Annotated in this window: 9 protein-coding genes; 8 read left to right on the top strand and 1 reads right to left on the bottom strand. The window is 39.3% G+C overall.

Features of this window, described 5'->3' with window-relative positions:
* Window positions 1–272: 272 nt before the first annotated feature.
* The 7 genes from MSWAN_RS13085 to MSWAN_RS00280 all read left to right on the top strand — a co-directional run bounded on the left by MSWAN_RS13085 (window position 273) and on the right by MSWAN_RS00280 (window position 9,704).
* Entirely contained in the window at window positions 273–464 is a 192-nt protein-coding gene (locus MSWAN_RS13085) for an indolepyruvate ferredoxin oxidoreductase subunit alpha (protein WP_013824600.1), read from the top strand.
* Between the two features lie 19 nt (window positions 465–483).
* Entirely contained in the window at window positions 484–1,473 is a 990-nt protein-coding gene (fwdF, locus tag MSWAN_RS00255; RefSeq protein WP_013824601.1) for a tungsten-dependent formylmethanofuran dehydrogenase subunit FwdF, read from the top strand.
* 485 nt (window positions 1,474–1,958) lie between these two features.
* Entirely contained in the window at window positions 1,959–2,660 is a 702-nt protein-coding gene (locus MSWAN_RS00260) for an ABC transporter substrate-binding protein (protein ID WP_013824602.1), read from the top strand.
* A gap of 264 nt (window positions 2,661–2,924) precedes the next feature.
* Window positions 2,925–7,286 (top strand): Ig-like domain-containing protein, encoded by a 4,362-nt coding sequence (locus tag MSWAN_RS00265; protein WP_013824603.1) that lies wholly within the window; start codon window positions 2,925–2,927, stop codon window positions 7,284–7,286.
* Between the two features lie 387 nt (window positions 7,287–7,673).
* Complete coding sequence (locus tag MSWAN_RS00270) at window positions 7,674–8,573, top strand: DUF11 domain-containing protein (RefSeq protein ID WP_048187773.1); 900 nt, start codon at window positions 7,674–7,676, stop codon at window positions 8,571–8,573.
* A gap of 157 nt (window positions 8,574–8,730) precedes the next feature.
* The gene (locus MSWAN_RS00275) at window positions 8,731–9,375 is read left to right on the top strand and encodes a MotA/TolQ/ExbB proton channel family protein (RefSeq protein WP_013824605.1); all 645 of its coding nucleotides are present in this window, start codon (window positions 8,731–8,733) and stop codon (window positions 9,373–9,375) included.
* Window positions 9,369–9,704 (top strand): DUF2149 domain-containing protein, encoded by a 336-nt coding sequence (locus MSWAN_RS00280; RefSeq protein WP_013824606.1) that lies wholly within the window; start codon window positions 9,369–9,371, stop codon window positions 9,702–9,704. Before MSWAN_RS00275 ends, MSWAN_RS00280 begins: the two co-directional genes overlap by 7 nt.
* Window positions 9,705–10,021: 317 nt before the next feature.
* On the opposite strand, the gene sepS is transcribed toward MSWAN_RS00280, so the two are convergent.
* Window positions 10,022–11,620, bottom strand: coding sequence for an O-phosphoserine--tRNA ligase (sepS, locus tag MSWAN_RS00285; RefSeq protein WP_013824607.1), 1,599 nt, complete (start codon window positions 11,618–11,620; stop codon window positions 10,022–10,024).
* A gap of 139 nt (window positions 11,621–11,759) precedes the next feature.
* On the opposite strand from sepS, the gene tfrA reads away from it, so the two are divergent.
* A complete protein-coding gene (tfrA, locus tag MSWAN_RS00290; protein WP_013824608.1) occupies window positions 11,760–13,409 on the top strand; it encodes a fumarate reductase (CoM/CoB) subunit TfrA in 1,650 nt (549 codons plus the stop codon).
* The last annotated feature ends 38 nt before the right edge of the window (window positions 13,410–13,447 follow it).

Raw genomic sequence — 13,447 nt, forward strand, 5'->3', positions numbered from 1 at the left:
GAAGATATTAGATTTTATTTTTGAGCTTAAAATTAAAAAACCTTAGAAATAATATGAGTAACTAAAATAAAAACTTATTTTAGAAGATTTTAACAGTATATGCGTGTTATAATCCAATATTTTAAATGTAATTTAGATCAAAGTCATTATTTCACAGTCATATCCAAGTCATATTATTTCATACCTAATAAATAACGATATGTTTATATATACATTTCGATTATCTATATATTATATATGTAATTCAAACAATTCTTAAACAAGGTGATAAAATGCCAGTGATCATAGACGATGAAAAATGTGGAAAAATAACGAACTGCCCTGGAGAAGGATTATGTGTCAAAATCTGTGAAAAAGGGGCTCTTGAAGAAGTAGATGGAAACGTGGTTATAAATCCTGAAAAATGCGATGATTGTGATCTATGCATCCAGAACTGTCCGAACCAGGCCATATCAAAGGCATAATATATCAAGAGTGATAAAAATGGTTTCTATAGAAAGAAATGGGGGACAGAAACGTTCTCTGACCCATTTAAACGAAAAGTGCACGGGCTGCGGCATTTGCACAGAGATATGTCCAACAGGATCCCTGAAAACAGGACCTGTGCTTCCAATAGCCCGAGGGCTTGTGAAGATGGATTACCTTAACATAAACAAGAACACATGTGCGCTCTGCGGTCTTTGTGCTGCTGTATGCCCATTTGAAGCCCTGGAATTTACCATAGATGGGGAAAACATAAAGGAATTAGAACAGTACCCCAAATGGAATCAAGAATGCGAAATTGATGAAGATACCTGCATATACTGCAAAGCCTGCGAAAGAGCCTGTCCAAAAGATGCCATAACAGTTGCAAGAGAGCTGCCAGAAAGGTCAAAGCTTGTAACAGGTGAGATTAGTGTTGACCCGGAAAAATGTATTAACTGCAAGGTATGCGAGGAAATGTGCCCTGCAGGGGCCATAGAAATCAAACAGGACAGTCCAACATCATACGAAGTCAAGATAGATGAGGATAAATGTGTTTACTGCCTTGTATGCAGACGTACCTGTCCAACAGATGCTATAAAAGCTGTATGTGCATCATGTGCGTATTCGGAGTATAACATTAACCCTGAAGACACTGAAATCAAAGGCAACATCTTTTTGAACGAAGAAAAGTGCATCAACTGCGGATGGTGTCAGGATATATGTCCCGTTAACGCTCCAACCATTTCAAAACCATTTGAAGGCGAAATATCCACAAACAAGGAAGAATGCAAGGGTGAATCATGCCATGCATGTGTGGATGTCTGTCCCTGCAATGCAGCGAGCATTGTTGACGGCAAATCTCAGATAAACCCTGAGTTTTGTGTGTTATGCGGTGCATGCACCCAGGTCTGCCCACAAAGCTGCATCAGCTTGAAGCGGGAGAAAATGAACCTGGAGAATGTTCGCTCCAAATCATGGAAGAAAGCCCTTGGCAGTTTGATTGATTGAAAATGAACCCTTATTTGAATGTTGAAATAGTTATTCAATGAGAGTATCAATCTTTTTTTATCCTTCTTTTTTAAACCAATATCATTTATTTTTCTTTTGGCCAGCTTGAAGAGCTTCTTATCACGAGGTATTTATAGAATATTTGAGCATGTATAAGGGACATTGTCTAATATATGTGACAGTCCGTCAAGTTAGAGTAAGTAACTTAAGTTACAGAGAACAATTAGACTTTTATTTTTGATAAACTTAAACAAAAGTATGTGACAGTCTGTTTAAGGCAAGTAAACTGAGATTTCTACAAAAGAGTATATTATATTTTTATTTTAGATAGTTGAAAAGGAACTTAAAACTTAAATAAATACGAATCAAGTGATTTAAAGACTTATTTTCGAGAGCGCCATCAAAATAGATACGTATATATTATCATATCGCATAGTTCATATAAATAAAGATTAAGGTAAAAAAACCAATTAAAGGAGTTTAACATGATTTACGTGAGTATGGACGATACAGACAACCTTGAATCTAGAGGGACGGGAAGTTTAGCCCGTACAATAGCAGGGGAACTCTCAAAAGACTATCAAATTTACGGCGTCACTCGCCACCAGCTTTACGACCATCCAGATATCCCGTACACATCCCATAACACCTGTGCTGTTATCCAAATTGAAAACAAAGGTGTTGAGTTTGTGGATGAGATATTTGAAAGGGTAAAACGTGAAATACTGGATGATTTTATGGAAGGAAGCGATCCCGGACTTGTTGTGGCCCATGATAACCAGATTACACCTGCTATGGTTGCATTTGGGATTGATGCCAAGTGTATCGTGCTGAACCAGCAAAGAGCAAGAAAATTGGCAGATAACCTGGACATAAGGCTGGAAGGCCTTGGAGGCACAGAAGACGGAGTTATAGGGGCAATGGCTGGTGTGGGGCTGGCATCAAGCAGATATGATGGTAGATTCCTGAGGATTGGGACTGAAGATGTAAAAGGATATACAAAAACTGCTGAAGAACTCTTTGAGGCCGGGGTTGACCAAATAGTGACGGTTGACGGCTGTAATGTTACAGAGGGCTTGATCCACAATCCTCAAGGCAGACTGCTCAAAACATGCCCCTTAGGTGACAAGATCATCCTCTTTGTTGAAGAAGAGAATGGTGAGCTGAAAGTTGTGGATCGTGGCTAAAATAATAATATACTTGTTTTAAATCTCTGAATCCTAACAGTATCATGAGTTATTCATGGAAAATGAGATTTTTTCATTTTTTTAGAGTGCCCTGTTCTTGAAACATGAAACTTATCTTATCGATCTATTTTAGTAAGAGAGATATCTTAATTTCTGTTATTTTATAGGTTAATAGCTCTGAAAGGTTATATACTAAGATACGCAAACTTCTACGTATCCATTTAACGAATTGATCAAATCTAAATCTAAAAAAGGGAGGTAAAAATGCATAAAGATCTAACGTTTTTAGCGGTTATTTGTATCATGGTAATTGCGCTCAGCGGAACTGTATCTGCCGTTGATGTGAATACCACCAACACAACCCCGCTTTCTAACTACAGCAACATTTACGTTCAGGTGGCGAACGATGGGGGTGTTTCGTTTAACACCACCGGAAACGGTACATACTATATTCAGTCGCTGAGCTCGCCTAATGGTGGATTTAATGCAGTACATATTGCCAACGATTCTACGGCAACCACCAATTATGGTGGATCCACCAGCACCACAAATCAATCAGGAACCTTTTATGCCACGGACACTGGAGGTAGAGGGTATCAGGATGATGTTGTGCTGATGCTTGCCGTTAATAAAACAATTCCAGATGATTTTGCCGTAACAATAACTGCAAGTGGATACAACTGGACACCTAGCGGTACCCTGAACTCCGCCCCATCACATGGTTCTATCAATGATTATGGGGTAACACTGAATGAAACATTCTACAAGAGTGATTTCATTTACGGGCCTCAAAGCTGGAAACCCACAGGTGGAAATGTTAACTACCCAATCTACATTGGGGAAGACATGAATGATACTTCAAACGCGTTTTACATAATGTTCATTGACCTTCATGCAGGACTGCTTGGATCTAACTACAAATCTGGGTCAAACTCACAGTTCATTAACAATGGAGCGGTGCAGATAAACTACACTTTCACAAATTTACAGTCTTTAGCTGCTTTCAATATCTACGCATGGAACTATAACACCACTCAGGGACAGGGAATGTTATGGACAAACAGCATACTTCCAGGTAACACGGGTGGCCCAAGTGGTTACACGGTAATGGGATCTTCAAATTCAATTGCTGATTTCAGTACAAATGTAACCAGTGGTATAGCCCCATTAACAGTTCAATTCACAGATGAATCAACAGGAGCTAAACCTTTAACTTATTCATGGGATTTTGGGGATGGGACTACATCAACCCAACAGAATCCAGTACACACCTACAACAACGCAGGCAATTATACAGTTAAATTAACAGTAAACAATTCTTATGGTAGTGATGAAAAAACCAGCACAATAATAGTAAGTGTGTTAGAAGCTTTAGCAAACATACCAACTGGACTGTACAACAACTCACAAACAGTTAATTTAACTACATCTGATCAGGAGGATCCTAATCCTCAGATTTATTATACTCTAAACGGCAGTGACCCTACAACAAACAGCACACTTTATTCAGGACCTATAAACATCACTAATGAAGGAATTAATACTCTCAAGTTCAGAGCATTTGATATTTATGGTTACAGTTCGGATGTTGTTACAATGGTCTATACCCTTGATACAACGGCGCCAACAGTAACTGCATCGCCTTCTGGAGGTACCTATCACACCACCCAGAATGTTACATTAACTTCAACAGATGCAAGCAGCACAACAACATATTACACCACAGATAATACTGATCCGAGATCCAGCAAAACTAGAACTGTTTACTCAAGCCCAATTGCACTACATACCAGTACATTACTCCAATTCGCTGCTATTGATGCTGCAGGCAACTGGAGTCCTCTTTACGCTCAAAATTACACCATGATGGATATTGCACCTCCTGTACCTTCAGTGGATTTACCAAGTGGACATTACAGCACTGATCAGGTTGCTAAATTAAGTGCAGTGGATGAATTGGATGCTAATCCACAGATTTATTACACTCTAGATGGTACCAATCCCACTACAAATAGTACACTTTACACATGGCCCGTAAGCATAAACATTGTGGGAACAACAGTTTTGAAGGTCATAACAGTTGATGCTGCAGGTCATATCTCAGATGTTCTCACACGAATTTATTCCCTTGACAAACCAGCATCAAGCGGTACATGGAACAGTACCATAATAGGCAGTAACGTGATGTACAATTCAATTGTTATGGATGCAGCAGGTTATCCACACATAGCTTATTACCAAAATGCAAATTCAGGAACTGACTATCCGGATCTTAAATATGCTTATGAGGATGTAAAGGGATGGCATATAGAAACTGTGGAGTCAGTACCTCCTGGCTCGGGTTACTATGTTTCACTTGCACTGGATTCATCTGGCAACCCTCACATAGTTTATAAACAACAATTTGGTGATGGATACTTAAATATGTTAAAATACGCTTATAGAGATGCAACAGGATGGCATATCTCTATTTTAACCACAGGCTATGCTGGCAATCCAATAGGTGATGATATCATATATTGTAACTTAGTTTTGTATCAAAACCAACCCCGGATCAGTTTTTATAATTACACTGGAGGAAAAATCGAGTATATGTACAATGATGGCACAAAATGGATCACTGAATCTATTGCCTCAACCGGTGGGCCATGGAATTCTATTGCAGTAGATTCCTCTGGCAACCCTAAAATCAGTTACTATAGTATATCTCCAAGTTCTGGGATGGCTAGTTTAAGGTATGCCAAAAGGACAGCAACAGGTGCATGGCAAGTCACAATTGTAGATAATTCTGCAGAAAATGTTGGGGCATGGAATTCTATTGCACTGGATTCATCTGGTAACCCCAGTATCAGTTATATATACAATGATGGAAGTTTGAGATATGCTTACTGGAATGGTACGCAATGGAACAGTGAAATAGTTGACGCACTTGCTTCCTCTTCATGTAAACTGATATTAAATCCTTCAAATAGTCCTATAATAATTTATAGAGATTCAACAAGCAGTAACCTGAAATATGCATACAAAGAAGGTTCTAAATGGATTACTCATAATATAGACACGGGTGACGGTGCGTCTCTTTGGGATTCCCTTGCCTTGAATTCACAAGGAGTTCCTTACGTAAGTTACGAATCTAAAAATTCCTATTTGAAGTACGCATATCTTATACCATTCAATGCAAGTGCAAATCCAACTGGAGGTACCTTTAATAAAACCCAGACAGTGACTCTAACATCAACCCCTGGAACATCTATATATTACACTACAGATGGCAGTGATCCACGAACAAGCAGCACAAAAACTGCTTATTCGAGTTCAATAACAGTAAACAATACAACCACAATCAAATTTGCAGCTGTAGACCCTGCAAATAACTGGGGTTCTATTTACACCCAAACTTACATCATAAACCCTACTGTGAAATCGGTGGATCCAGTTAACAATGCGGTTAATGTGGCCATTAATAAAGTGATTAAAGTCACCTTCAACGAAGTTATCAAAAAAGGTACTGGTTGGATAGAACTTACCAACAGTAATGGCGTGGATATGCCTATCACATGGTCTATTAATGGTAGTGTGTTAACTGTAACAGCTAACAGCACTTTAAATCGTGGAGTTAAGTACACTCTGCTTATTCATACCGGTAGTGTGACTAATATGGCCGGTGATAATGTGACGGGTTACGTGTCACGTTTCACAACCAGTACGGACAGTGTTGCTCCTACTGTGAAAGTTGTGGATCCTGCAAATAATGCTGTGAATGTTGCTGCTGATAAGGTGATTAAGGTTACCTTTAGTGAAGCTATTCAAGCTGGTAATGGTTCGATAGAGCTTACTACTAGTAATGGTACGGTTGTACCGAGTACATGGTCTATTAGTGGTAATGTGTTAACCATAAAAGCTAACAGCAGTTTAACTCATGGTGTTAAGTATATGGTGCTTATCCACACAGGAAGTGTAACAGACTTAGCTGGTAACAATGTGAAAGGCTATGTGTTCCGTTTCACTGTGGACACTGTTGTTCCTACTGTGAAAGTTGTGGATCCTGCAAATAATGCTGTGAATGTGGCTGCTGATAAGGTGATTAAGGTTACCTTTAGTGAAGCTATTAAGGCTGGTAATGGTTCGATAGAGCTTACGACTAGTAATGGTACGGTTGTGCCGAGCACATGGTCTATTAGTGGTAATGTGTTAACCATAAAAGCTAACAGCAGTTTAACTCATGGTGTTAAGTATATGGTGCTTATCCACACAGGAAGTGTGACTGATCTAGCTGGTAACAATGTAGCTGGTTATGTGTCCCGTTTCACTGTGGACACTGTTGTTCCTACTGTGAAAGTTGTGGATCCTGCAAATAATGCTGTGAACGTTGCTACAAGTAAGGTGATTAAAGTCACCTTCAACGAAGCAATCGCAGCTGGTACTAAGTGGATAGAGCTTGTAGCTAGTAATGGCACATCTGTAACTGTCAACTCATCCATCAGTGGTAATGTGTTAACCATAACACCTACCAGTGCCTTGAGTAAGGGTGTTAAGTACACTCTGCTTATTCACACAGGCAGTGTAACGGATCTGGCAGGTAACAATGTTGCTGGTTATGTGTCTCGCTTCAACACAATATCTTAAGAGCTTAAAAAGCCCCTTTATATTTTTTTTAGACTAATAATGGGGGAGAATGTATAAATAAATATTTAAATGTCTTTGGAGGGAGAAAGTAAACGGAAATGAATCATAACATATAATTCCGTATGTGAGGTTTAAATCTACAATTTAACGCCACATTTTAAATTTTTAGATTATATTGAAGCTTTTAAAACGTAAATATGAGCTTTTAAATGGTTATGAATACAATCGACATGTATATAAATACGTATAGTAAGAAATAGTTAAATAACTTATAATCACGGTAAATGCCTTTTTTTGTAGTTAATAATCAATCAATTGAGAACAAATTTGAAAGGTAATCAATAATTGTCAAGACACATTTTAATCAATAAAAACCACTGGGAAACTATGAAAACCACAAAATTTCTTATTTTAGCATTAATAATGTCAATTTTAAGTTTATCTGCCTCAGATATGGTTTTTGCTAATGACACCATATCTGGGGTTTTTGCTAATGACACCATATCTGGGGTCACAATATCTGGCTCTCCCCTTACCAGTTCTAATAAACCTGCTAACTTTTTTGGAACTATAAGTGATTATGCCGATAGTTACGTTGTACACGTGGGAGATACCTTTACTATAACTGTTTCTGTAGATAATGGTGGAGCAGGAGACTGGGAAAACCTATTGTTATATGCACCAATACCTGATGGACTGCAGTACGTCTCACATGTCATGCCAGATATAACCAGCCAAGATTATGATTCTTCAACTGGAATATGGAACATACAACAAATGAAATGGACTGGAAGAGGTCATCACAAGTATATGATCTTAACGGTTAAAGCACTGCCAGAAGCAGAAGGAAAAACCCTAAGCTTCTCATCAAGATTCACATCACTCATATTTGTCGATGAATCTTGGAATCATGCCCGAACAGACATGGTTGCTAATGGATGGGCTCCACCAGGAAACACTATTAATATAAAAGTTCTTCCTGACCCCGTACCTGACCCCGTACCTGACCCCGTACCTGACCCCGTACCTGACCCTAATCCTGGACCTGGGCACGGACCTGGGGATGGACTTGGTAGTGGAAATGGCAATCTTAAAAACAACATTATGACAGCATTGGGTAAGAGCCAACTTCAGACCGGAGGAGGTGGGGGTGGAAATGGAAAAGCTTATGAAGTAACAAAAGCTTCAAAAGCTCAAAACGCCTCATCCATGTATTTACTGGCATTACTGTTGATAGTTGCCATGATTGTTGCGGGTTACTTCTACGGAATCAGGAAGGAAAGATAAGATCAAGCAGTATTGATTTGAAGATTTAATTTTTTTAAATCAACACTTTAAATCGATTCATAATTGAATTTAAACATTTAAAATTGTAATACAAGATAATAATGGTTTAAATCACAAAATAGAAAAAAAAGATTAATATTAATGTAAGGGTGATTCAATGACAGCTTCAGTAAGCAGTACATTCAGCAGTGGCATGCATGCAATTTCACAGAGCCTTTTAGTACCTGTGATGGTAGTCCTCACAATATTTTTCCTTTACGCTCTGCTTAACCTTGGCATACTTATGGCTGAGTACTACAAACGAAGAAAAGTAAATTTTAACCTTAACAAATTTGTTAACCAACTGTTATCCCTTAAAAACAAAAAGGATTCAAATGAGATAATTGGGATAATTGAAGCAGGCAACATACCCAAAACTCATAAAGAAGCACTTAAAACTTTGATAAACAGTTCTAATGTGAGTGATGAGTTCAGGGAATCTCTTGCACTTAAAATGGTTGAAGACGAAAGTTTGCTGGCCTCTAAAAAACTTGAAAAAACTGATATCATAGCCAAGATCTCACCTGCAGTGGGACTTATGGGAACTTTAATACCTCTTGGCCCCGGACTCACAGCACTGGGAGCAGGGAATATTCAAGATCTTGCACAGCACCTTACAATGGCATTTGATGCAGCTGTTCTTGGTATGGCAGCAGCAGCAATTGCTTTTTTAACATCTAAGATAAGAAGAAGGTGGTACGAGGAGGAAATATCCGACCTGGAAACCCTGATGGATACTATTCTGGAGATATACAAATGTTGAAACAGAGAAGAATGAAAAAGGGTAAGAAATTACTCTCAAGTGACGAGGAAATAGATCCAATGGTTTATGCAGTGAACATGATAGACTGCATGCTAGTTCTTGCAGTGGGGTTTTTGATATTTACAATAATGTCCAGCGCCCACACATCTGGAGATACAACTACATCAGACAACACAATAATTAAAGAAGCAGTTGATCTTAACACAGCCCAGAACCTTACCTCAACACTTCAAAATGCTTCCAGTTCAACAAGTGGTCTTTCGGAGGTTGGTAAGGTCTATAAGGATCCTACAACTGGAAAGTACATAATGATCCAGAGTCATGGGTGACTAGCAAATAAAAGAGTAGTGTGAATAATAAATAAAAAGTCTCCCTGGATCTACCTATTTAACAAAAGATACATCTATAGAAACCTACCGTAATGGAGATTATGCTGAAATACGATAGACTCAAATCAATTATTCTTATGATCTTTTTCATAAGGGATGATATGAGGGTCATATACCTACATGAAGTTCTTAAGACTTGATTTAAAAATAATTTTACATTTTTTTATCTAAAAGTAATCAATTTAAAAAATAGTAAAAAAAAGAATTTTTTAATTTAAATTGAACTAATTAACTATTGAAATATATAGGTTTACTGATTACTCCACAATTTCACAGGTTATTGTGGAGAAAATAGGGCCCCTAACATCTATAACCTTGTTTTTACTCGTTATATAATTCAATGCTACATCATCAAGCCTTAAATTTATGTCAGAGATGGATCTGGATATTGTTGTTCTGAGTTTAGTACTATCAGTTCCACTAACAACCATCTCCTCTATCTTGTATGCTGCCTGGGCTGCAAAACCGTCCATGTAACTTATGTTAGTTGGAATTCCCTTTTCTACAGCACTTAAAGCAAGTTTATCTTCCGTATTTGATTTAAGGGGTACACCGATTATGTTGCCGTCGTAGATGTAAATAGCATTCCATGAGGCAGGTCCAAGGAGTTTTGTACCCTTTTCAGGTTCTACAACTTTAACTTCAATGTTTTTACCCATGAATTCCCCTTTAAAGGCTGTGAATTCACAGGGAGAAACTGCATCCCCATGTTGCCTCCATGTTCTTAGTAGATGATCCATCAAAGCCCTGCCATCAGGACTTACAGGATAGTAGTTTATTCGAAGCATGGTTGCAAGTTCCCTGTCGGTTATATTCCATTTTCCGTAGGTTTGAGAATAAACCATTGCACGAACATCTTCCTGGTTGTGCAGTATCATTGCGATCCTCTCTGCCCCAACTCCAAGGTTCATAACGTCCTTGTCTATACCGTACCTTGCAAGGGCAATTGGGGAGTACATTCCGAAGGTTGCAACCTCCACCCACTCTCTAAGTTTTGGATGGTATCCGTAAACCTCTGTTTGAGTTTCAGGGATGTAATACTTGGATCTCTTCTCGTCGGGCAGGAATTTAAACTTCTCAAAGCCAAAGTGTTCCAGAAGACTCTCAGATACTGCCATTCCCACGTCAAGGGACAGTTCATCATCCGCCCAAACACATGAAGCCGAATGATAGGTCATAAGATGGCTTGCATCCTCTCTCTGTTCTCTTCTAAAGCATCTGTCTATTGAGAAAAGTTTTATAGGTAGTTTACTCTTATTATGGAGGGATTCGAGTGTTATGAACCATCCTGATGTCATGTGGGATCTGAGGGTTGTGCCGCTGGCCACAGGGGTAAGTTCCCTGAGCTCTGGGAACACTTTTTCGAGTATTCGAAGTCCCAGATCATTTGATACATCAATGGCACATGAAACATCCTGTACCAGGTCATCCCCACTTGTATCTCCCTTCTTGTAATGCCTGAAAACATCCTGGATGCTCTGAATCTTGGCCTCGTCAAGTTCAACGCCGAGACTTTCAATTTTCTCAATCTTGTCCATTCCAATTCCAATATCTGGCCTTGGAAGTCCTGCAAGATAAAAACACCTGTCAAGAACTGCTGGAGCCTCTGGGCCGAACTGTCTGTAAACATGGTTATCGTCTATGAAGAGAGGGTTTACAGTTTCATCAAATCCCAGTTTTAAATACGCCTGTCTGAGCTCTTCGATGGCGTCGTAGAGCATGTGACTTTTACCAGTTTTTAGATGGATCCTTGGATATTCATCGTCATGATGGGGCTTTTTCAGGGTTTTGGCCGTTTCAACCCATGCCTTTTCAAAATCTTTCTTTGCAAGCCTTACTATTTCCTTTCTCTTCAAATAATGCCCCCAAAAATCGTGATATAGATTAACGTGATTGAATAAAAGTTGGTTATGATCCTTTTTATATTTATTTTATATTTTCAATTTAAATGAATCGATCATAAAATTAAATAACCCTGATAGTTAATTTGATACCATGGCAAGCGAGATAATTGAATGCGATGTACTGGTTATAGGGTCTGGCGGTGCAGGTTGCAGGGCCGCCATAGAAGCCCATAAACATGACTTAGATGTTATAATAGTTTCAAAGGGTTTATCATTCAGATCTGGATGTACAATTCTGGCAGAAGGAGGATACAACGCGGCATTTGGATACGTTGATACTGAGGACAGTTTTGAAGCCCACATCCACGACACGTTGAAGGGAGGGGCGTACCTCAACGATTCTAAACTGGTTAAGATCCTGGTTGAGCAGGCACCAGAACGGCTCATGGAACTTGAAAGCTATGGGGCATTGTTCGACAGACAGGAATCTGGAAAACTCAACCAGCGCCCATTTGGAGGCCAAACCTATAGAAGAACATGCTTCCAGGGTGACAGGACAGGTCATGAGATGATGATGGCCCTTAAAGAAGAGGTCATAAGGCAGAAAATCGAAACAGTTGATGAGGTAATGGTAACATCCCTCATCATGAACGAAGTAGGGGATGCAGTTATAGGGGCATGCGGAGTATCCCTTAGAAACTCGGATTTCATGGTTTTCAGGGCAAAATCAACCGTCATTACAACTGGAGGAGCTGGCTGGCTCTATCCTGTAACATCCAACGCTGTACAAAAAACTGGGGACGGGTACGCACTGGCCTACAATGCAGGTGCAGACCTTATTGACATGGAACAGGTACAGTTCCACCCAACAGGAATGCTTTATCCTGAATCAAGAAAAGGAGTTCTTGTAACCGAGGCGGTACGTGGTGAAGGAGGAAGACTCATCAACTCAGAAGGTGAAAGGTTCATGAAAAACTACGACCCTCGAGGAGAACTTGCAACACGTGATATTGTGGCCAGAGCAATCTACAATGAAATAAGAGAAGGTAGGGGAACGGAAAATGGGGGAGTTTACCTTGATGTAACCCATCTGCCTGCAGAGCTCATTGAAGAGAAGCTTGAAACCATGTTACTGCAGTTCCAGGACGTGGGAGTTGACATCCGAAAGGAACCAATGGAGGTTGCACCCACAGCACACCACTTCATGGGCGGTTCAAGAATAAATCCACTTTGTGAGACAAAGGTCAAAAATCTCTACGCTGCAGGTGAGGCTGCAGGAGGTGTTCACGGTGCAAACAGATTAGGTGGAAATGCCCTTGCAGAAACCCAGGTATTTGGGAAAATAGCCGGAGAATCAGCCGCTAAAAACGCCTTAAAAACAGAGTTCAGCTCTAACAATGGGTTTGTAAATGCAGAAGAGGAAAGAATTCATTCACTCTTTAAAGATGGTGATTATTACCCTCATGAAATTAAAAAAGAGCTTAGAGAAACCATGTGGAACAACGTGGCCATAATAAGAAATGAAACTGATTTGAAAGTGGCAATGGGTAAATTAATGGAGATTAAAGAGAAGATCGCAAATATGAAGGTGCCTGAGGGTACAGGTTTCAATAAAAATCTTCAAGATGCCCTTGAGATTGAAAACATGCTCATTGTTGCAGCTCTTACCACAGAATCGGCATTGATGCGCCGTGAAAGTCGTGGATCTCATTACAGGGAGGATTATCCTGATAGGGACGAGAGATGGAAACGCAGCATAGTTTTAAACAAGAACAGGGACTTTAGGTACATAAAACGTTAGATAAAAAAAATCAGAATTAATTAAAAAAGTTACCTGCT

The organism is Methanobacterium paludis (genome assembly GCF_000214725.1).
Classification (GTDB): domain Archaea; phylum Methanobacteriota; class Methanobacteria; order Methanobacteriales; family Methanobacteriaceae; genus Methanobacterium_C; species Methanobacterium_C paludis.

What these genes read in the sequence shown, in the direction of transcription:
- MSWAN_RS13085 (WP_013824600.1), top strand. Translation starts at nt 273, where the DNA reads ATGCCAGTGATCATAGACGATGAAAAATGTGGAAAAATAACGAACTGC.
- fwdF (WP_013824601.1), top strand. Translation starts at nt 484, where the DNA reads ATGGTTTCTATAGAAAGAAATGGGGGACAGAAACGTTCTCTGACCCAT.
- MSWAN_RS00260 (WP_013824602.1), top strand. Translation starts at nt 1,959, where the DNA reads ATGATTTACGTGAGTATGGACGATACAGACAACCTTGAATCTAGAGGG.
- MSWAN_RS00265 (WP_013824603.1), top strand. Translation starts at nt 2,925, where the DNA reads ATGCATAAAGATCTAACGTTTTTAGCGGTTATTTGTATCATGGTAATT.
- MSWAN_RS00270 (WP_048187773.1), top strand. Translation starts at nt 7,674, where the DNA reads ATGAAAACCACAAAATTTCTTATTTTAGCATTAATAATGTCAATTTTA.
- MSWAN_RS00275 (WP_013824605.1), top strand. Translation starts at nt 8,731, where the DNA reads ATGACAGCTTCAGTAAGCAGTACATTCAGCAGTGGCATGCATGCAATT.
- MSWAN_RS00280 (WP_013824606.1), top strand. Translation starts at nt 9,369, where the DNA reads ATGTTGAAACAGAGAAGAATGAAAAAGGGTAAGAAATTACTCTCAAGT.
- tfrA (WP_013824608.1), top strand. Translation starts at nt 11,760, where the DNA reads ATGGCAAGCGAGATAATTGAATGCGATGTACTGGTTATAGGGTCTGGC.